General features: G+C 65.3%; 16 protein-coding genes and 1 pseudogene. 7 read left to right on the top strand and 10 right to left on the bottom strand.

The window, feature by feature from the left end; translation table 11 throughout:
• Positions 1-179: 179 nt before the first annotated feature.
• Positions 180-1,208, top strand: a pseudogene (locus HAP47_RS14570) (trypsin-like peptidase domain-containing protein); the annotation flags it as partial.
• 64 nt (positions 1,209-1,272) lie between these two features.
• Here the strand turns inward: HAP47_RS14570 and HAP47_RS14565 are convergent.
• Entirely contained in the window at positions 1,273-2,970 is a 1,698-nt protein-coding gene (locus HAP47_RS14565; protein ID WP_173637639.1) for an NAD-dependent malic enzyme, read from the bottom strand.
• 459 nt (positions 2,971-3,429) lie between these two features.
• On the opposite strand from HAP47_RS14565, the gene HAP47_RS14560 reads away from it, so the two are divergent.
• Positions 3,430-3,585: a hypothetical protein gene (locus HAP47_RS14560; RefSeq protein ID WP_173637640.1), complete on the top strand. Its 156-nt coding sequence runs from the start codon at positions 3,430-3,432 to the stop codon at positions 3,583-3,585.
• Positions 3,586-3,673: 88 nt separating this feature from the next.
• On the opposite strand, the gene HAP47_RS14555 is transcribed toward HAP47_RS14560, so the two are convergent.
• Positions 3,674-4,603 carry an aspartyl/asparaginyl beta-hydroxylase domain-containing protein gene (locus HAP47_RS14555; protein WP_173637641.1) on the bottom strand — a complete coding sequence of 310 codons (930 nt, stop codon included), beginning with the start codon at positions 4,601-4,603 and terminating at the stop codon, positions 3,674-3,676.
• 356 nt (positions 4,604-4,959) lie between these two features.
• Between HAP47_RS14555 and HAP47_RS14550 the strand changes: the two genes are divergently transcribed.
• From HAP47_RS14550 to HAP47_RS14535, 4 genes are read left to right on the top strand one after another with little or no spacing between them, the layout of a single operon-like run.
• Positions 4,960-6,162: an ABC transporter substrate-binding protein gene (locus HAP47_RS14550; protein WP_371821782.1), complete on the top strand. Its 1,203-nt coding sequence runs from the start codon at positions 4,960-4,962 to the stop codon at positions 6,160-6,162.
• Positions 6,163-6,172: 10 nt separating this feature from the next.
• Positions 6,173-7,891 (top strand): FAD-dependent oxidoreductase, encoded by a 1,719-nt coding sequence (locus tag HAP47_RS14545; RefSeq protein WP_173637643.1) that lies wholly within the window; start codon positions 6,173-6,175, stop codon positions 7,889-7,891.
• Positions 7,888-8,652, top strand: a complete 765-nt coding sequence (locus HAP47_RS14540; RefSeq protein ID WP_173637644.1) for an SDR family NAD(P)-dependent oxidoreductase — start codon at positions 7,888-7,890, stop codon at positions 8,650-8,652. Before HAP47_RS14545 ends, HAP47_RS14540 begins: the two co-directional genes overlap by 4 nt.
• A 29-nt stretch (positions 8,653-8,681) precedes the next feature.
• A complete protein-coding gene (locus HAP47_RS14535) occupies positions 8,682-9,476 on the top strand; it encodes an IclR family transcriptional regulator (protein WP_173637645.1) in 795 nt (264 codons plus the stop codon).
• 407 nt (positions 9,477-9,883) lie between these two features.
• Here the strand turns inward: HAP47_RS14535 and ahcY are convergent, their stop codons facing one another.
• From ahcY to HAP47_RS14520, 3 genes are all read right to left on the bottom strand, one after another.
• Entirely contained in the window at positions 9,884-11,311 is a 1,428-nt protein-coding gene (gene ahcY, locus HAP47_RS14530) for an adenosylhomocysteinase (RefSeq protein ID WP_173637646.1), read from the bottom strand.
• Positions 11,312-11,516: 205 nt separating this feature from the next.
• Positions 11,517-12,713, bottom strand: a complete 1,197-nt coding sequence (gene metK, locus HAP47_RS14525; protein WP_173637647.1) for a methionine adenosyltransferase — start codon at positions 12,711-12,713, stop codon at positions 11,517-11,519.
• Positions 12,714-12,773: 60 nt separating this feature from the next.
• The gene (locus HAP47_RS14520) at positions 12,774-14,129 is read right to left on the bottom strand and encodes a hypothetical protein (RefSeq protein WP_173637648.1); all 1,356 of its coding nucleotides are present in this window, start codon (positions 14,127-14,129) and stop codon (positions 12,774-12,776) included.
• A 185-nt stretch (positions 14,130-14,314) separates the two neighbouring features.
• On the opposite strand from HAP47_RS14520, the gene HAP47_RS14515 reads away from it, so the two are divergent.
• Positions 14,315-16,045 (top strand): caspase family protein, encoded by a 1,731-nt coding sequence (locus HAP47_RS14515; protein ID WP_173637649.1) that lies wholly within the window; start codon positions 14,315-14,317, stop codon positions 16,043-16,045.
• Between the two features lie 118 nt (positions 16,046-16,163).
• Here HAP47_RS14515 and HAP47_RS14510 read toward each other — a convergent pair whose 3' ends face one another.
• The 5 genes from HAP47_RS14510 to HAP47_RS14490 are packed head-to-tail and all read right to left on the bottom strand — an operon-like array spanning position 16,164 to position 20,665.
• A complete protein-coding gene (locus tag HAP47_RS14510; protein ID WP_173637650.1) occupies positions 16,164-17,282 on the bottom strand; it encodes a cobalamin-independent methionine synthase II family protein in 1,119 nt (372 codons plus the stop codon).
• A gap of 19 nt (positions 17,283-17,301) precedes the next feature.
• Complete coding sequence (locus HAP47_RS14505) at positions 17,302-18,018, bottom strand: ABC transporter ATP-binding protein (protein ID WP_173637651.1); 717 nt, start codon at positions 18,016-18,018, stop codon at positions 17,302-17,304.
• A complete protein-coding gene (locus HAP47_RS14500; RefSeq protein ID WP_173637652.1) occupies positions 18,011-18,763 on the bottom strand; it encodes an ABC transporter ATP-binding protein in 753 nt (250 codons plus the stop codon). The genes HAP47_RS14505 and HAP47_RS14500 overlap by 8 nt, the downstream gene beginning before the upstream one ends.
• Entirely contained in the window at positions 18,760-19,788 is a 1,029-nt protein-coding gene (locus tag HAP47_RS14495; protein WP_173637653.1) for a branched-chain amino acid ABC transporter permease, read from the bottom strand. The genes HAP47_RS14500 and HAP47_RS14495 overlap by 4 nt, the downstream gene beginning before the upstream one ends.
• 7 nt (positions 19,789-19,795) lie before the next feature.
• The gene (locus HAP47_RS14490) at positions 19,796-20,665 is read right to left on the bottom strand and encodes a branched-chain amino acid ABC transporter permease (protein ID WP_173637654.1); all 870 of its coding nucleotides are present in this window, start codon (positions 20,663-20,665) and stop codon (positions 19,796-19,798) included.
• Between the last annotated feature and the right edge of the window lie 96 nt (positions 20,666-20,761).

The raw sequence follows: 20,761 nt of genomic DNA, 5'->3' as shown, positions 1-20,761 counted from the left end.
CGATCGTGAGCGGCGCCGGGCAGCGGCATCGAAGGAAAACCATGGCGACGCGCGGCCACAAAGTCTTCCAAATTCGGACTTAGGCGAAAACCGGGGTGACGAAGATGGTTCGGATACGTTCGTTCTCGATCAGTCTCTTGATACTGGCGCTGTCGGTGACATGCCCCGCCGCGGGCTAGATTCCGGATGTCAGGACCGGCGGCTCGGTCCCGACGTTGGCGCCGCTGGTCCGCCAGATCACGCCGGCCGTCGTCAACATCTCCGTGCACGGCCGGATTCGCGAGGACAACCCGCTCTACCGCGACCGGGTCTTCCGCGAGTTTTTCGACATCCCGAAGCAGATCGAGAAGGAGGTCAACGCCACCGGCTCCGGCGTGATCGTCGATGCGCAGCGTGGCTATGTTCTGACCAACAATCACGTCGTCGAAGGCACCACCGTGGTCCAGGTCACCACCAAGGACGGCCGTCAGTTCTCCGCCAAGGTGATCGGGCGCGACCCGCCCACCGATGTCGCCGTGTTGCGAATCCAGGACCCGGGCGGCCTCAAGGCACTCCCGCTCGGCGACAGCGACACGCTCGAGGTCGGCGACTTCGTGCTCGCGATCGGCAATCCCTTCGGGCTCGGCCAGACCGTGACCTCGGGCCTCGTCAGCGCGCTCGGCCGCACCGGGCTCGGCAAGCAGGGCTATGAAGACTTCATCCAGACCGACGCCGCGATCAACCCCGGCAATTCGGGCGGCGCGCTGGTCAACTTGCGCGGCGAACTCATCGGCATCAACTCGGCCATCATTTCGCCCGCCGGCGGCAATGTCGGGATCGGGTTTGCAATCCCGGTCAACATGGCGCGGCGCGTGATGGAACAGATCGTCGCCACCGGTCGGGTCGAGCGTGGTCGCATCGGCGTTGCCTTGCAGGACCTCCACCCCTCCAGCAACAAGGGTCGCACCGAAGGCGCTATGATTGCCGAGGTTGCCTCGGATTCGCCGGCGCAACGAGCCGGCCTGCGCAAGGGCGACGTCATTACGATGGCGGACGACCGCCCGATCCGCACGGCGGCGCAGCTGCGCAATCTGATCGGCCTTGCCCGCATCGGCCAGGACGTGAGATTCTCGCTGCTGCGCGACGGCGCCGCCGCCAGCGCGGTGGTGAGGGTGGCGCCGCCGCTTGAGCAAAGCGGCGCGCTGGCCGGCGGGAATCGGCCGGGCTAGACATAAATTATTCTCAAGCGAACGCGTCCGCGTCGCTCCCACACAGCGGATGGCTTTTCACCCATCAACCCTGCGTGTTGCGCCGATACGGCACGTAGCGCGGCGTCCAGACCTTGGCCTGGATACGGGCCTCGACCTGGTCGATCGGAATATCCTTGGCGAGCCCTTCCTTATGCGCCTGCAGCGCGACCGCCAGCGCCACCGTCAGCGACACATCGCGCAGCGCGCTGACCGGCGGCAGCAGATTGTGCTTCGGGTTGTTGCGGGCCGGCGAGACGCTGGCCAGCGCCTTGGCGGCGGCCATGAACATCCCGTCGCTGACGCGGCTCGCGCCGACCGCCAGCGCACCGACACCGACGCCCGGAAAGATGTAGGAGTTGTTGGTCTGGTCGACCTTGAAGCGCGCGCCGTCGCGCGTGATCGGCGGGAACGGACTGCCGACGCCGATCAGCGCCCTCCCTTCGGTCCAGGCTTCGATATCGGAAGGCGTCGCCTCCTCGCGCGAGGTCGGGTTCGACAGCGGGAAGATCACCGGCCGCTTGTTGCACTCGGCCATCGCGCGGACGATCGGCTCGGAGAACGCGCCGGCCTGGCCGGAGACGCCGATCAGCACGGTCGGCCTGGCGTTGCGCACGACGTCGAGCAGCGCGATCTTGTCGGGATGGTTGAGCTGCCAGCCCGCGATCGCCTGCTTGCTCTGGACAAAGGGCAGCTGGAACGGGGCGAGCCCGCTCATACCCTCGAGCAGCAGCCCGTCGCGGTCGACCATGAAGAAGCGCTTCGCCGCCTCGCTCTCGGACAGGCCAGCGTCGATCATCGCCGCGCGGATCAGGCTGGCGATGCCGCAGCCGGCGGAGCCCGCGCCGAACACCGCGACACGCTGCTCGGTCAGCGGCACGCCGGTGACGTTGATGGCTGAAAGCAAGGCGCCGGTTGCGACCGCCGCGGTGCCCTGAATGTCGTCGTTGAAGGTGAGGAGCCGGTCGCGATAGCGCTCGAGCATGCGCGTCGCGTTGTTCTTGGCGAAATCCTCCCATTGCAGCAGAACGCGCGGCCAGCGCTTCACCACCGCCGAGACGAACGCCTCGATGAAGTCGTCATAGGCCTGACCGCGGACGCGCTCGTTGCGCCAGCCGATATAGAGCGGATCGGCCAGGCAGTCCGGATTGTCGGTGCCGACGTCGAGCAGGATCGGCAGCGTCGTCGCCGGATGCAGGCCGCCGCAGCCGGTGTAGAGCGAGAGCTTGCCGATCGGGATGCCCATGCCGCCGGCGCCCTGGTCGCCGAGGCCGAGGATGCGCTCGCCGTCGGTGACGACGATCGCCTCGACGTGATCGAAGCGCGGATGGGCGAAAATGCGGTCGATCCGGTGCTGGTGCGGAATGCTGAGGAACAGCCCGCGCGGCTTGCGAAACAGCCGACTGAATTTCTGGCAGCCCTCGCCGACCGTCGGCGTGTAGACGATAGGCAACAGCTCTTCCAGATTGCCGACCAGGAGCGCGTAGAACAGCGTCTCGTTGGTGTCCTGCAGTTCGCGCAGAAAGGCATAGCGCTCGATGTCGGTCTCGTAGCCGCGCAACGCCTCGAGGCGGCGCGACACCTGCTCGTCCAGTGTCAGGATATTGGGCGGCAGCAGGCCATGCAGGTCGAACGCCTCGCGCTCGGCCTCGGAGAACGCCGTGCCCTTGTTCAGCTGCGGATCGGCCAACAGCTCGTAGCCGCTCAGCGCGGTGGTGGCGAAAGCTCCTGTAGACTCCGACATGACAAGGTCCCCTCGATGCGAAATGCCTGACGCGACCCTATCACGCCCGTGTAACGGATCGGAGCACGAAGGCACGGCGCCGCGCAAAGTTGAATGGCGCCGACGTCGCGGCTCGCGAGGTGGACCTCGTGGCAGCATCAGCCCGGCGGAGTTTTCGGCCAAGCGGCCATCAGTGTTCGTCCGGACTGAGGCAACGCGCTGCCGCTGCGCCTCCGGACAGACATCAACATACCTTGGTAAGGCCTCTCTGATTCCTTGTGATGCCCTATACCTACGCTCGTACAGTTGAGCGATGGCGGGCGATTTCTATACTCGCGGCCACTTCAACGGGCGACCAACGACTGCGGGCGCAAATGGCGTTCCGAAATCCGTGATCGGGATCACTGCTCCGGGGCGAAAAGCGCAGCACTATCACGGGAAGCAAGTGCCGACACGGACGCGGGTTCGAGGAACACTCACATGATCGTCAACATTCAGAAGCTGAACGGCCTGTGGCACCTCGTCGTCGGGTCGTGCACGATCCGGACGCCGTTCCTGGAGACCCAGGACCGGGAATGGGTCGTCGCCTATGCCCGGCGCGTCTACCCCGGCGCCAAGGTTTTCGAACGCGACTGATGCTGTTGCGCTTCACAGCTCACACCCCGGACAAAAAGCCCCGGTTCGCTCCGGGGCTTTTGCATTCAACGCGGCGCGGCCACTGCCTTCACCGCAGCGCCGACACCACAATCAGGCCGAGGATCAGCGCGGTCACGGAATATTTGAGCGTGTAGTACACGTTCCGGTTCCACTCCTTGACCTTGCGACTGGCGAGATGGATCTCGTAGAGCTTGCCGAACACCTTGTTCAGCGCGCCGACATGCTCACCGTCGACGTTCTGGGTCGCCGACGCCTTGACGATGTTGTGGCTGACCCAGCGATTGATCCGGGTCATGAAGCCATACTTCATCGGGCGCTCGACGTCGCAGAACAGGATGATGCGGTTGACGTCGGTCTTGTTCTCGGCGCTGTGGATGAAGGTCTCGTCGAACATGAAGGCTTCGCCGTCGCGCCAGACGCATTCGACGCCATCGACCAGGATGCGGCACGCGTTCGAGTTCGGCGTCACCAGGCCAAGATGATAGCGCAGCGAGCCGGCGAAGGGATCGCGATGCGCCCCGAGCTTGCTGCCGGGCGGCAGCATCGCGAACATCGCGCCGTGTACGTTCGGGATCGAGTTCAGCAGCTCCACCGTCTTCGGACACAGCGTGCGCGCCGAGGGCAGGAAGTCGTCGTACCATTTCAGATAGAACCGCTTCCAGCCGCTCTTGAAGAACGAGTAGAAGCCCCAGTCGTTGTTCTTGGCCGCGGCGCGGATGAAGCCCTCGTCGAACAGGCGCGTCGCCTCGTCGCGGATCGTCTCCCAATTGTCGGAGAGCTTCTTGAGCTCGGGAAACTGCTCGACCGGGATCACCGGCGTGTTCGGCACGTCGGAGCCCGCATACATCAGCACATTGTAGGGCGCGAGGTAGGTCGAGTGATCGCCGAGCTGGCGGGCGAAGCGCAGCCGCTGCTTGCCGCGGAAGTGTACGTAGAGCGTGGAGGCCACCAGCACGTAGAGAATGACGAGCTGCGGCGCAAAGAGTTGTCTCAACATGGTCCGTCTATGATCGCAGCGCGCCGATGCTGTCCATGCACCGCCCCGTAGCAGCCTGGACCCTCGACGGGCGGCTTAGCCCCGGGCGGCGAAGCGCAACGCCGTCCGCGAAAATTCCCCTGTTTCATAGTGACTTGGCACTGCCGCTGAACTCTGGCGCGAGCTCGAAGTCCTGCCGCGGTGCCATCCCGGATAAGCCATGTAAGCGTATGCTCACCAAATGTGAAGCACCGCCTCATTCGAGCGGACAGCTCTGTGGCAACATCCCCGCACCTATTATTCGCCATTGACAAATCGATTAGATAATTACTAATCACAAGACGGTCCGCCCGAGAACGCGGACATCAGAGGGAGGAATGATGAGACACGTTTTGGCGGCAGCCATTCTCGCGGCGATGACTACGGCCGCGCACGCGCAGGTTTCCGATGACGTCGTGCGCATCGGGGTGCTGACCGACCTGTCGAGCTGGGGGCGCGACAATTCCGGCCCGGGCTCGGTCGAAGCGGCCAAGATGGCGGTCGAGGAATTCGGCCCCACCGTGCTCGGCAAACCGATCGAGATCATCTCAGCCGACCATCAAATGAAGACCGATGTCGGCGTCCAGATCGTGCGCGGCTGGTTCGACAACGGCAAGGTCGACGCCGTCGTCGACATCCCGAACTCCGGGATCGCGATCGCCGTGCACAACATGGTGCGCGAGCGCAACAAGATCGCGCTGCTGTCCGGACCCGGCGCGAGCTCGCTGACCGACGAGCTGTGCAGCCCCAACACCGTGCACTTCACCTACGACACCTATGCGCTGTCGAAGGTCACGGCCTCGGCCGTGATCGCGGAAGGCGGCAAGTCCTGGTACTTCATCACCGCGGACTACGCCTTCGGCCAGCAGCTCGAGAAGGACGCCACCCGCTTCATCAATGAGATGGGCGGCAAGGTGCTCGGCAGCGTGCGCCATCCGACCAACACGGCCGACTTCTCCTCGTTCGCGCTGCAGGCGCAGAGCTCCAAGGCCGACGTGGTGGCATTCGCCAATGCCGGCCAGGACACCGACAATTCGATCAAGCAGTCCGGCGAGTTCGGCCTCGTGCAAGGCGGCCAGAAGCTGGTCGGCCTTCTGATGTTCGACACCGACGTGCATGCGATCGGGCTCAACGCCGCGCAAGGCACCTACATGACGACGGCGTCCTACTGGAACATGGACGAGAAGACCCGCGCCTGGTCGAAGAAATTCTACGCCCGCACCAACGTGATGCCGACCATGATCCAGACCGGCGTCTACGGCTCGGTCCTGCATTATCTGAAGGCGATCCAGGCCGCCGGCACCGATGATCCGAAAGCGGTGATGGCGAAGATGCGCGAGCTGCCGATCGAGGACACCTTCGTGCATGGCGGCAAGCTGCGCGAGGACGGCCGCGTCATCCGCGACATGTATCTGGCGAAGGTGAAGAAGCCCTCGGAATCCAAGGAGCCGTGGGACTATCTCGACATCATCAAGACGGTGAAGGGCGAGGACGCCTTCCGTCCCGTCTCCGAGTCCAAATGCCCGCTGCTCAAGAAATAGGATCGATCGCGTGGCCAACGAAGAAACGTATGACTGCGACGCGCTCGTCGTCGGCTCCGGCTGCGCCGGGCTGTCGGCAGCGGTCACCGCCGGCCATCTCGGCCTGAAGGTCCTGGTCGTCGAGAAGGAGCCGCGCTTCGGCGGCACCACCGCGCGCTCCGGCGGCTGGCTGTGGATTCCCGGCACCTCGCTGGCGAAGGCCTGGGGCATCGAGGAGAGCCCCGATCAGGCCAAAACCTATCTGCGCCACGAGGCCGGCAACAGCTTTGACGCCGCGCGGGTCGATGCGTTCCTGACCGAAGGGCCGAAGGCGGTCGATTTCTTCACGACCAAGACCGCCGTGCGCTTCGACATGCCGCTGACCTTCCCGGACTATCATGCGGAAGCGCCCGGCGGCGCGCAGGGCGGCCGCTCGATGGTGACGCGGCCGTTCGACGGCCACGAGCTCGGCGATGCCATCAAGGATCTCGGCAGCCCCCTGCCCGAGCTCACGGTGTTCGGCATGATGCTCGGCTCCGGCAAGGAGATCGTCCATTTCATGCGCGCGACGCGGTCACTGACCTCGGCGGCCTATGTCGCCAAGCGGCTGTCGAAGCACGCGATCGACGTGATGCGCAACGGCCGCGGCATGACGCTGACCAACGGCAATGCGCTGGCCGGCCGGCTGGCGAAATCCGCCTTCGACCTCAAGATCCCGCTCTGGCTCAATTCGCCGGTGCGCGAATTGATCGTCGAGAGCGGCGTGGTGCGCGGCGCGGTCATCGAGCGCGAGGGCCGCACCGTCCGCGTCAACGCCAAGCGTGGCGTCGTGCTCGCCTGCGGCGGCTTCCCGCATGACGTCGCGCGGCGGCAGAAGATGTTTCCGCATGCGCCGACCGGAAAAGAGCATTATTCACCGGGCCCGACCGGCAACACCGGCGACGGTTTGCGACTCGCGGAATCCGCCGGCGGCCGTGTCGAGGACTCGCTGCCGAATGCCGCGGCCTGGGTGCCGGTCTCGGTCACCACGCGCAAGGACGGCTCAAAGGGCGTGATGCCCCACTTCATCGATCGCGCCAAGCCCGGGGTGATCGCGGTGATGCGCGACGGCAAGCGCTTTTCCAATGAAGGCAATTCCTATCACGACTTCGTGCAGGAGATGATCAAGGCGGCGAAGCCCGGCGAGGAGATCGCGGCCTATCTCGTCTGCGATCACGAGACGCTGCGCAAATATGGCCTCGGCTGCGTGCCGCCGCGCCCGATGCCGCTCGGCCACCATCTGAAGACCGGCTATCTCAAGCGCGGCGCGACGCTGGCGGAGCTTGCCGCGCAGGCCGGCATCGATGCGAAGGCGCTCGAGGCAACCATCGCGGCGTTCAACACGACCGCGGCGGAGGGCCGCGACCCTGCCTTCGGCAAGGGCTCGCGCGCCTACAACCGCTATCAGGGCGATGCGCTGCACGGCCCCAATCCGTGCATCGCGCCGATCCAGCACGGGCCGTTCTACGCCATCAAGATGGTGATCGGCGATCTCGGCACCTATGCCGGCATCCGGACCGACGCCAATGCCCGCGCGCTCGACGCCGACGGCCAGCCGATTGCCGGCCTCTATGCCGCCGGCAACGACATGGCGAGCATCATGGGCGGCAACTATCCCGGCGCCGGCATCACGCTGGGGCCCGCACTGACCTTCGGCTACATCGCGGGCAAGCACATCGCCGGCGCAGCGGCAGAAAGAAGCGCGGCATGAGCACGATGGCGACCCTGCTCACAGGCAAGCGCGCATTGGTGACCGGCGCCGCCCACGGCAACGGACGCGCCATCGCGCTTGGCCTCGCGGCGCATGGCGCCGACGTCGTGGTCGCCGACATCGATCGCGCCGGCGCCGAGCAGACCGCGGCCGACATTCGCCAGCGCGGCCGCGCGGCCTGGCCGTTCCAGCTCGACGTGACCGATGCCGAGGCGTGCTCCGCCCTGGCGCAGGGTGTGGCGCGCGAAGTCGGGCCGATCGCGATCCTGGTCAACAATGCCGGCATCATCATCCGTGAAGGGATCTCTTCCCCGCGCGCGCACGACAATTGGCGGCGGGTGCTCGACGTCAACCTGACCGGCACATTCAACGTCACCCACGCCTTCCTGCCGGCGCTGCGCGAGACACGCGGCTCGATCATCAACCTCGGCTCGATCGCCTCCTTCCTAGGCGTTGCCGATACGCTGGGCTACGCACCGTCCAAAGGCGGCGTGAAGCTGCTCACCCAGGCGCTCGCCCGCGAGCTTGCCGCCGACGGCATTCGCGTCAATGCAATCGCGCCCGGCGTGATCGAGACCGCGATGACCGAGGCGACCCGCAACGACCCTGCCCGGCTCGCCGGATTTCTGGGGCGCACGCCGCTCGGCCGCGTCGGACAGCCGGAAGAGCTGGTCGGCCCGCTGGTGTTCCTGGCGTCGCAGCTGGCATCTTATGTGAACGGCGTGACCCTGCCGGTCGACGGAGGGTTTCTCGCCGTATAAGCAGATTGTCGAAGAACCGACAGGGCGACATGACGAGAGAAAGCCGCGGCATACAGTCGATCGAGGTCGGCGGAGAATTGCTCCGCGCGCTCGCCCGCAGCGGCGAGCCGATGATGCTGCGCGATCTCGCCCGCGAGGCCGGCATGCCGCCGGCCAAGGCGCATCCCTATCTCGTGAGTTTTTCCCGCATCGGCCTGATCGAGCAGGACGAGACCACCGGCCGTTATGAGATCGGGGCGCTCGCGCTCGAGCTCGGGCTGATCAGCCTGCGCCGGCTCTCCGCCGTGCGAATCGCGACGCCGCGGATCGCCGCGCTCGCCGACAGCATCAACCATGCGGTGTCGCTGTCGGTCTGGGGCACCCACGGCGCGACCGTGGTGCGGCTCGAGGAGCCGAGCCATCCCGTGCATATCGCGATGCGCGTCGGATCGGTGGTGGCATTGCTCGAGACCGCGACCGGCCGCGCCTTCGCCGCCTTCATGCCGCCGAACGCCGTCAAGACGGCGCTCGAGAGCGGCCTCGACCGCCTCGGCGTCGGCTACAATCCGAAGCGTGAGACCATCAACGCGAAGACCACGGAGATGCTTGCTGAGGTTCAGAGCCGCGGGCTCGCGCGCGCGATCGGCGATCCCCTCCCCGGCGTCAACGCCTTCGCCGCCCCGGTGTTCGATCACGCCGGCCACGTCGCTTTGGTCATCACCGCGATGGGACCGGAGGGCACTTTCGACGCCAGTTGGGACAGCGCGATCGCAGCCGCGCTGCGTGATTGCGCGAGCGACATCTCGCGGCAGCTCGGGCACGGCACGGTGCGGGCATCGGGATGATGGTGGGCCCTCCCCGCCGTCATTACGGGGCCAGCGAAGCGAGAGCCCGGAATCCATCGAGCCACGCGTCTTGCGGTTGAACGGATTCCCGGCTCTGTCCTTTGGGCTGCCCCGGAATGACGAAGAGAAGTGCGACAGAACAGCCCGACGGGCGCGCCCTCTGCGAGAGCGGGCGGAACAAGATGCAAAGCTCGGACAATTCGTGTCGCGAGATTGCGGATGCATGACTCTCAAGCCGCGCCGCACATTCGGTGTCGTCCCGGCGAAGGCAGGACGACGGCGGTGGATTTGGGCGACGTCAGAGAGTCGCCCAGAGAACCGCTGCCGACTTGTCACGCACACCACCTAAGCAAAAAGCCCCGGACGATGCCGGGGCTCTTCACTTCATCGATCACGGTCAGCGCAGATCAGTAGCGGTAGTGATCCGACTTGTACGGACCTTCCTGCTTGACGCCGATGTAGTCAGCTTGGTCCTTGCGCAGTTCGGTCAGCTTGACGCCGATCTTGGCGAGGTGCAGGCGGGCGACCTTCTCGTCGAGCGTCTTCGGCAGCACGTAGACCTTCTTGGCGTACTTGCCGTCCTTGTTGTTGGCGAACAGCTCGATCTGCGCCAGCGTCTGGTTGGTGAACGAGGCCGACATCACGAAGGACGGATGGCCCATCGCGTTGCCGAGGTTCACGAGGCGGCCTTCCGACAGCATGATGATGCGGTGCTTGTCGGGGAATTCGATCTCGTCGACCTGCGGCTTGATGTTGGTCCACTTCAGATTGCGCAGCGAAGCGATCTGAATCTCGTTGTCGAAGTGACCGATGTTGCAAACGATGGCGCGATCCTTCATCGCGCGCATGTGCTCGATGGTGATGATGTCCTTGTTGCCGGTGGCGGTGACGAAGATGTCGGCGCGCGGCGCCGCGTCTTCCATGGTCACGACCTCATAGCCTTCCATCGCCGCCTGCAGCGCGCAGATCGGATCGACCTCGGAGACCATGACGCGGCAGCCGGCCTGGCGCAGCGAAGCCGCCGAACCCTTGCCGACGTCGCCGAAGCCCGCGACCATCGCGACCTTGCCCGACAGCATCACGTCGGTGCCGCGGCGGATGCCGTCGACCAGCGACTCGCGGCAGCCATAGAGGTTGTCGAACTTCGACTTGGTGACGCTGTCGTTGACGTTGATCGCCGGGAACAGGAGGGTGCCCTTGTTGGCCATCTCGTACAGGCGATGCACGCCCGTGGTGGTCTCTTCCGAGACGCCCTGGATGTTCTTGGCGATCTCGGCGAAGTAACCCTTCGGCTTCTCCTTCAGCAGGCGCTTGACCAGCGCGTAGAAGATCTCTTCTTCCTCGGAGGTGGGCTTGTCGAGGAAGGCGGTGTCGCCCTGCTCGGCGCGGTAGCCGGCATGCACCAGCATGGTGGCGTCGCCGCCGTCATCGAGGATCATGTTGGGCGTGCCGCCGCCATGCCAGTCGAACAGCTTGGCGGTGTAGTCCCAATACTCGGTCAGCGTCTCGCCCTTCACGGCGAACACAGGAATGCCGGCGGCGGCGATCGCGGCGGCGGCGTGATCCTGGGTCGAATAGATGTTGCAGGAGACCCAGCGGATGTCGGCGCCGAGCGCAGCGAGCGTCTCGATGAGCACGGCGGTCTGGATCGTCATGTGCAGCGAGCCCGCGATGCGCGCGCCCTTCAGCGGCTGCTTGGGGCCGAACTCCTCGCGGGTGGCCATCAGGCCGGGCATCTCGGTCTCGGCCAGCGAGATTTCCTTGCGGCCGAAATCGGCGAGCCCAATGTCCTTGACGATGTAGTCGGTGAAGCCGGGCTTTGTAGGGGCGTTCATGTTGTTTTCCTGGTCGGTGTGTTCAGCGTGTCAGTAACAAGGCGAGCCAACCGCCCTGCGGCGCGGCCTACTCCCTCTCCCCGTCCTTACGGGGAGAGGGTTGGGGTGAGGGGCTCCATCCGCGCACTGAATTCGCGGAGAGTCCCCCTCACCCGCCACTTCGTGGCGACCTCTCCCCGCAAGCGGGGCGAGGTAAGAGTGAGTGTCAGAGCGCGCGCTTCAGCTGCTCGACGAGATCGGTCTTCTCCCAGGAGAAGCCGCCCTCATTGTCGGGCGTGCGGCCGAAATGGCCGTAGGCCGAGGTGCGCGCGTAGATCGGACGGTTGAGATCGAGATGGGTGCGGATGCCACGCGGCGTCAGATCCATCGCCTTGGCCGCCGCCTTCTCGAGCTCGTCCTCCGACACCTTACCGGTGCCGTGGGTGTCGATGTAGATCGACAGCGGACGCGCCACGCCGATCGCGTAGGCGAGCTGCAGCGTGCAGCGGTCGGCGAGACCGGCCGCGACGATGTTCTTGGCGACATAGCGCGCGGCATAGGCGGCCGAGCGGTCGACCTTGGTCGGATCCTTGCCGGAGAACGCACCGCCGCCATGCGGGGCCGCGCCGCCGTAGGTGTCGACGATGATCTTGCGGCCGGTCAGGCCGGAGTCGCCGTCGGGACCGCCGATGAAGAACTTGCCGGTCGGATTGATGTGCCAGATCGTCTTGCCGTTGATCCACTCCTTCGGCAGCGCCTCGCGCACATAGGGCTCGACGATGTCGCGGATCTGGCTGGACGAGAGGTCTTCGACGAGATGCTGGTGCGACACCACGATCTCGCGAACGCCGACCGGCTTGCCGTTCTCGTACTGCACGGTGACCTGGCTCTTGGAGTCCGGACCCAGCACCTTTTCCTTGCCGGAGTGGCGCGCTTCGGAGATCAGCCGCAGGATCTTGTGGGCGTAGAAGATCGGCGCCGGCATCAGGTCCGGCGTCTCGTTGGTGGCGTAACCAAACATGATGCCCTGGTCGCCGGCACCCTCTTCCTTGACCTCGCCCGGCTGCAGGGCGTCGACGCCCTGCGCGATGTCGGCCGACTGCGGATGCAGCAGGATCTCGATATCGCAGGTCTTCCAGTGGAAGCCGTCCTGCTCGTAGCCGATGTCCTTGATCGCAGAGCGAACCACGCCCTCGATCTGCTCGTTGGTGACCGAAGCCGGCCCGCGGGTTTCGCCGGCGATCACCACCTTGTTGGTGGTCGCGAGCGTTTCGCAGGCCGCGCGGATCTGCCACGGGTCGATGCCCGCTTTCGGCCCCTCGCGATAGAACAGATCGACGATCTCATCCGAGATGCGATCGCAGACCTTGTCCGGATGGCCTTCCGAGACCGACTCGCTGGTGAAGAGATAAGACGCGCGCATCAAGCAAACCCCTTGTTTCGTCGAAGTCCGACGTTGGTTGGTGAATATGTCCCCGGAATGTCAGTCTCGTCGCCGCGAGATGACGTAGGATTCGTCGTAAAACCACAGCCCGTTGTGTTTCCGGAGAACCTCGCGTGTGGCCTCGAGAGCTCGTCCGTTTTCGGTCGTTTCAGTCAACCGCTCATCTTCGATCTGCGCGACATACACTGCTGCATTCCACGCGGCGAAGGCGGTCGAGGTTCCGATCGAGCCGGTCACCTCATTAGGCAGCGCTTCCATATCATATCGGAAGATCGATCGGTTATCGGCGTAGGCGTTGAAGTTCAGCTCGCGGCCGGCCGAGCCCAACTCGTATTTCACCGCGCGCAGTATCTCATGACGGCTGACGGCGAAAGGATTTTCTCCCGGCCAGACCGACTGAATAATTTCAAGTCCGGGATCGCTTCCGTGGGAGTGGATTCCTATCAGCCGTCCGCCGCCGCGCAGCGCGCGGGCCAGCGGCGCGATGATCCGCTTGGCGCGGAAATTCACCGAGGATTTGGCGCGATAGGGCTGCGAGGCGATCACGAGGTCGAAATTGGCCTCGGTCCGGCCGGCGCGGGGAATGATGGAATCGAGCAGGAACCGGTGGTCGTCCCGGTACAGCACCAGCGCCACCGGCCGCTCGTAGATCGGCATCGCATTGCCGGGGCTGAGGTTGGCCCGCCAGTTCTGCTCCAGGAATGGACCGAGTTCGGCGATCTGGGTCTCGAATTCGCCGGAGGAAGCGCCCCGCAGGGCCACCTCGTGCCAGATCATGCTGGCCGCCGCCGCGGAGTTCTTGGGCGTCAGCCAGGGCGCCTCGGCGTAATACATGTTGGTGAACACGAAGACGCTGGCCGGGTGCTCGAACAGGCGGTCGGGGACCTTGTCGAGGGTGAGGCGGACGTCTTCCAGGCTCAGTTCCTTGCCGGCGACATAGAACGGCATATGTGGGAAGCGGCCATGCATGGCACGCAGGACCCGCGCCAGCACGGTGCCATCGCCCATCCCGGCATCGAAGACCCGCAGCGCCGGGGGCCGCGGGTGGATTGCGGCCAATTCGAGCGCAACCCGGTCGGCGATCACCCGCTTCTCGCTGCAGGTGTGCACAAACAGCAAATAGCGCTGGCGGTTCTCGAAGAAGCGGAAATTGCCCCTCGGATCGCGCTTTTCCGGCGGCACTACGAGCCCGCGCGGCGGCGCCACGCCGCCCGGCGTCGAGGTCGCAATGAACGCATTGATGCGGTCGAGCGTATCGATGGTGATGCGCTTGCCCTCGCGCAGCCGGTGCACCAGCTTGCCGTCGTTGACGGCACGGCGGCCGAACGTCGTCTCCGCCATGTCGGAGTGACGGCAGAAATCCGTGATCTGACTGAGGATTTCGTCGTTCTTCATGGTGCCTGGAGTGGGCAACGGCCAGTGGGACAAAAGTGGGCAGAGATTGTGTGCGGCGATGTCTTATCACCATTTTCCCACCAGTTGAACCCCCCTCCACGGCCGATCACCAAACAGTCATGGATAGCCTCCTGGACTGCCTCGCCGCCGCCGACCACCGCGACGGCCCTACCCCCGGATGACCGATGCGCCGACTGCTCCTGATCCCCTGCCTGCTCGCGGCCATCCTGTGGTCGGCGCCCTGCTTCGCCCAGGCGCGCTCCCAGCTCGGCCCGCTCTGCACGACCGACACCACGCCGGCCGACCAGATGATCGACGCCTGCACCAAGATCATCGCGTTGAAGGTGTTTTCCGGCGAGAAGCTCGCGACGATCTATTTCTGGCGCGCGGTGGGCTGGAACAAGAAAGGCAACTATGCGCAGGTGATCGCTGACGCCACCGAGGCGCTGCGCCTGAAGCCGGGCGCAGCCGTCTACAACCTGCGCGGCTCGGCCTATTACGACAAGGGCGAGTACGACATCGCGATTGCCGACTTCAACGACGCGCTGCGCATGGGGCCGCCGAGCGGCATCATCTTTCACAACCGCGGCAACGCCTATCGCGGCAAGGGCGACTACGCCAAGGCGATCGCCGACTACGACTCCGCGATCAAGGCCGGTCCGAAGTCGGCGTTCTCCTATCAGAACCGCGGCGCCTCGAAGCAGGCGCTCGGCGATCTCGACGGCGCGCTCGCCGACATCAACGAGGCCGTCAGGCTCGACCCGTCGCTGCCGCAGCCGCTGATCAGCCGCGCCGTGATCTGGCGCGCCAAGGGCGACATCGCACGCGCGATTGCGGACACGTCAGAAGCGATCCGGCTCGCGAAGGCGAAAGCGCCCGTCAACATCATGACGCCGCCCGGCAGCGTGCTGATCTCGGCCCACACCCAGCGCGGCCTCGCCTACGAGGCGAAGGGCGATGCAGCGCACGCCAAGGAGGACTACGCCGCGGTGCTCGAGGGCCAGGCCTCCGACGCCGGCAGCAAGGCCAACCAGGCCACCGCCAAGGTGCGGCTCGCACTGCTGAAGGAGGCCGACGCGGCGCCGCGCAAGACCGCGGCGGCGCCTGCCGCCGAGAACAGCTCCGCGCCCGCACCGCCGGCGCCCGCGGCAGCAGCTCCGGCCGCACCCGCGGCACGCGTGCAGGCCGCGGCAACCGGCCGGCGCGTCGCGCTGGTGATCGGCAACGGCGCCTATGCGCATGTGAAGGCGCTGCCCAATCCGCCCAATGACGCGCGTGCCATCGCCAGGAGCCTGCGCGACATCGGCTTCACTGTTTCAGAGGGACTCGATCTCGATCGCGACGCGATGCAGAAGACGATCCATGACTTCCTGCGCGAGGCGGCGCGGTCGCAGATCGCCGTGGTCTACTACGCCGGTCACGGCGTGCAGGTCGAGGGCCGCAACTACCTCGTGCCGGTCGATATCGAGTTCAAGGCAGGCGGCCGCATGACCGACGCGATGGTCGACATGGACACCATCATGGCCGGCCTCGACGATCAGATCCGCACCAATATTTTGATCCTCGATGCCTGCCGCAACAATCCGATGGCGCCGCGGGTGGCATCCGCTGGCCCGAGCCGCGGCATCGAGGCCGGCTCCGGCCTTGCCGCGCCGGCTTCGCTCGGATCGGGCTCGACGCTCGGCGCCGGCACGCTGATCGCGTTTGCAACCGCGCCGGGCCAGGTCGCGCTCGACGGCGAAGGCGCCAACAGCCCATTTTCCGCGGCGCTATCGCGCCATGTCGGCACGCCCGGCCTCGAGGTGCAGCAGATGCTGACGCGGGTCCGCGCCGAGGTCGTCGCCGCGACCAAGGGCAAGCAGGTGCCGTGGTCGAACTCCTCGCTGCTCGGCGAGGTCTATCTGGCGGAGCAGTGAAACGTTGCTCTCTCCCTGTCATTGCGAGCGAAGCGAAGCAATCCATGCCCCCACAAAAGTAAAGATGGATTGGTTCGTCGCTATCGCTCCTCGCAATAACGCGAGGAAACAGCGGATGTTATTTCCCCCACACCTCGTTCGCGACCTCGACCGCGAGCCGCAGCTTGGCCCACTGCTCTTCCTCGGAGAGGATGTTGCCCTCCTCGGTCGAGGCAAAGCCGCATTGCGGGGACACTGCGAGCTGCTCGATCGGCGCGAACTTCGATGCCTCCTCCAGCCGCCGCTTGATGTCGTCCTTCTTCTCGAGTTCGCCGAACTTCGATGTGATGACGCCGACCACCACGACCTTGTTGCCCTTCGGCAGGAAGCGCAGCGGCTCGAAGCCGCCGGCACGATCGGAATCATATTCGAGGAAGTAGCCGTCGTAATTGGTGCCGGTCAGCATGGTCTCGGCGACCGGCTCGTAGCCACCGGAGGAAATCCAGGTCGACCGGAAATTGCCGCGGCAGACATGCGTCGTGATCACCATGTCGGACGGACGATCGGCGATCGCGTAGTTAATGACGCGCGCATAGATCTCCTGCAGGCCATCGGGATTGTCGCCGCGGTCGCGCGACTTCTGCAATTCCTCCTGCGAGCACAGATAGGCCCACACCGTGTCGTCGAATTGCAGGTAACGGCAACCGGCGTCGTAGAACGCCTTCACCGCCTTGCGATAGGTCTTGCCGAGGTCCTGGTAGAACTCCTCAAGGTCGGGATAGACCTCCTTCGAGATCAGCTTGCGGCCGCCGCGGAAGTGCAGCACCGCCGGCGACGGGATCGTCATCTTCGGGGTGACATGCGCCTGGTCGGCGTACTTCTTCAGGAACCTGAAGTGATCGAGCATCGGGTGACGATCGGGGAAATCCAGTTTGCCGATCACCCTGATGGCGTCGTGCCTGGTCTGCACGCCCGCGAACTGGATACCCATGTCGGGGTGGAACAGCTCGCAGCCGGTGAGGCGGCTGAGGAAATCGAAGTGCCACCAGGAGCGGCGGAACTCGCCGTCGGTCGCAAGCTTCAGGCCGACCGAGGCCTGCTTGTGCACGACCTTCTCGATCTCCATGTCCTCGATCTTGCGCAGCTCGTCGGCCGAGATCTCGCGCTTCTCCAGTCTGGCGCGCGCTTCCTTGATCTTTGGCGGACGCAACAGGCTGCCGACCTCGTCGGCGCGGAACGGTGGCTTGGTTCGTTGCATGGTCAACTCCCTGAGAGCGTCAGTGTTTTTTGGTCCCGGCGACGCCGAGATGGCGCTCGAGGACGGAGGGATCGGCCTTTAGCGCGCTGCTTGCGGCATCGTGCACGATCGTCCCGCGTTCCAATATCACAACGCGGTCGGCGAGCCCGAGAATCTTTTGTGCATTCTGCTCGACGATGATCGAGCAGATGCCTCCGGAACGCGTGATGGTTCCGATCGCCTTTAACAATTCCTCAACGATGATCGGCGCGAGGCCTTCGGTCGGCTCGTCGAGCAGCAGCACTTTCGGATTCAGCGTCAGCGCGCGGCCGATCGCCAGCATCTGCTGCTCGCCGCCGGACAGCTGGTTGCCGAAATTGCCGCGCCGCTCCTTCAGCCGCGGAAACATCTCGTACACCCGCTCGACAGTCCACGGACCGGGCTGCGCCACCGCGGTCATGTTCTCTTCCACCGTCAGCGAGCGAAAGATGTTGCGCTCCTGCGGCACCCAGCCGATCCCGGCACGGGCGCGCTGGTCGGGCCGCAGTGCCGTGATGTCGTGGCCCGCGAGCGCGATGCTGCCACTGAGGCGCCTGACGATGCCGACGATCGAATTGATCAGCGTGGTCTTGCCGGTGCCGTTGCGACCGAGCAGCGCGAGCACCTGGCCCTCGGCAAGCGCCAGCGACATGTCGGGCAGCACCACCGCCTCGCCATATCCGGCGCGCAAGCCCTTGATGGAGAGCAGGTCAGACATCGGCCGCCTCGCCGAGATAGACCGATCTCACCTGTGGATCGCGCGCGACCTCGTCGGGCGCGCCCTCGGTGAGCAGCCCGCCATTGACCAGCACCGAGATGCGGTCGGCGAAGGAGAACACGAGGTCCATGTCGTGCTCGATCAGCAGCACGGTGACGTCGCGCGGCAATGCTGCGACCGCTGCCAGGATATCGTGGCGTTCGCTCTCCGGCACGCCGGCCGCGGGCTCGTCGAGCAGCAGCACCCGCGGCTTGGCGGCGATCGCGACCGCGATCTCGAGCAGGCGCTGCTTGCCGTAGGGCAATGTCGAGGTGAGCTCGGTCATCACATCCAGCAAATGGAAGCGCGACAGGATCTCGGCGATCTCGGCGTTGACGTCGCTTCGCGTCCCCATCCGCCGCCACCAGTCGCCGCCGCGGCCCATCCGTTCGGAGACAGCAAGCCCGATGGTTTCGAGCGGGGTCAGGTCGGGATAGAGCTGGTTGATCTGGAAGGTACGCGACAGCCCGCGGAGCACCCGCTTGTGCACGGAGAGGCCGGTGATGTCGCTGCCCTCGAGCAGGATTTGTCCGCTGTTCGGGGTCAGCACACCGGTCAGCTGATTGATGACTGTGGTCTTGCCGGCGCCGTTCGGTCCAATCAGCGCATGGCGGGCGCCCTGCATCACCTTCAGCGAGAGGTCGCGGGTGACGCGAAGACCACCGAAGGATTTCTCGAGGCCGCGGGTTTCGAGCGCGATCGTCATGACGGGTCACTCTCCGGCACGGCGGTGGCCTTGCGGCCGGCGAACTGGCCGATGATCAGGTTCGGCACGAACAGCGCCCAGCGGTGGATCCGTGCGCGGCCGACCATCACGATCACGACCAGCACGAGGCCGATCCAGAACAGCCAGTATTGCGGGGTGATGCTCTGAAACAGCTCCTGCAGCATTTTGAACACGACCGCGCCGATCAGCCCGCCATAAAGATAGCCGGTGCCGCCGATCACCAGCACCAGCATCAAATCGGCGGAGCGCTCGAAGGAAAACACGTCGAGCGAGGCCAGCGCCGTGGTCTGGGTGAACAGCGCGCCGGCGATCCCGGCATAGAAGGCGGCAAGTGTATAGACGGCGATCAGGCGGCGGTTGACCGGTATGCCGATTGCGGCCGCGCGCAGCGGATTGTTCCTGATCGCGCGCAGCGAGAGGCCGAACGGCGAATGCACCACGCGACGGGCAAACAGGAACAGGACGAACAGCACGATCAGCGAGTAGAAGAATCCGGTCTTGCCGAACATGTCGAAGGCAAACAGCCCGAGGATCGGCTGCATCTCGATACCCTGCAAACCGTCGGTGCCGCCGGTGATATCAGAGAAGCGCTCGGCGAGCGCTTCCAGCAGCAGCGCGATGCCGAGCGTCACCATCAGCCGCGTCAGGTCGACGCCGCGAATAACAAGGAAGCTGGTCAGGAAGCCGAGCACCGCCGCAACGAGACCGGCGGCGACCAGCGCGATGACGGGCTCGTTCATGATGCCATGCAGCGCCAGCAAGCCGGCCGAATAGGCGCCGACGCCGAAGAATGCCGCGTGGCCGAGCGAGACGATGCCGGCATAGCCGAGGATCAGGTCGAGCGACAGCGCGAACAGGCCGAGCCGCACGATGTCGGTCATGATCAGATAGCGCGACGGGAACAGGAAGGCGCAGCCGAGCGCCAGCACCCAGAAGGCAACCTCGCTGATCCGCCAGCGCGCGCCGGCCATCGCGTGAGTGGAGACGTCGGACAGCGCGGTCATGACCGTCTCACCGCGCGGCGGTGCGGCCGAACAGGCCGTTCGGGCGCCAGAGCAGGATCACGATCATGACAGTGTAGATCACGAAGGGGCCGACCTTGGGCACGTAATATTTGCCGGCGACATCCGCTATGCCGAGCAGCAGCGATGCGAGGAACGGCCCGGTGATCGAGGAAGAGCCGCCGACCGTGACCACGATCAGGAAGTAGATCATGAATTTCAGCGGGAAGTACGGATCGAGCCCGAGGATTTCCGCACTCAGCGCGCCGCCGAGGCCGGCCAGGCCGCAGCCGAAGGCGAAGGTGAAGGCGAACACCTGCGGCACGTTGATGCCGAGCCCGATCGCGGCGCGCGGATCGTCGACCGCGGCGCGCAGGCGGCTGCCGAATCGCGTCTTCGCGAGGATCAGCTGCAGCGCCAGCGTGAGCAGGCCGCAGATCACGACGATCATCAGCCGGTAACGTCCGATGCCCACGCCGAACAGATCGATCTGGCCTTCCAGCGCCGCCGGCAATTTGATGAAGACCCGCGACGATCCCATGATGTAGTCGACCGCCGCGACCGACATGAACACCAAACCGATCGAGAACAGCACCTGATCGAGATGACTGCGGGCATAGAGATGGCGGTACAGCGTGCGCTCCAGCGCGACGCCGATCACAGCGCTCCCGACAAAGGCGAGCGGCAGGCCTGCGAAGAACGGCCAGCCGGAATTGTTGACCAGCACGGCGCAGATATAGCCGCCGGCCATCGCGAACGCGCCATGCGCGAGGTTGACGAAGTTCATCAGCCCGAGCGTCACCGCAAGCCCGCAGGCCAGCACGAACAGCAGCATGCCGTAGGCAACGCCGTCGAACAAATTGGTGAGGATAGAGGCCATCGGGTCAGTTTAGCCTTGAGGACGCAACAAACACCATGCCGCGAATACCAAAGCCTCCGTCATGGCCGGGCTCGTCCCGGCCATCCACGCCTTCTC

The organism is Bradyrhizobium sp. 41S5, assembly GCF_011516665.3.
GTDB classification, from domain to species: Bacteria; Pseudomonadota; Alphaproteobacteria; order Rhizobiales; family Xanthobacteraceae; genus Bradyrhizobium; species Bradyrhizobium quebecense.
Note: the sequence above shows the minus strand (reverse complement) of the source record. Positions and strands in the feature narration are given on the sequence as shown.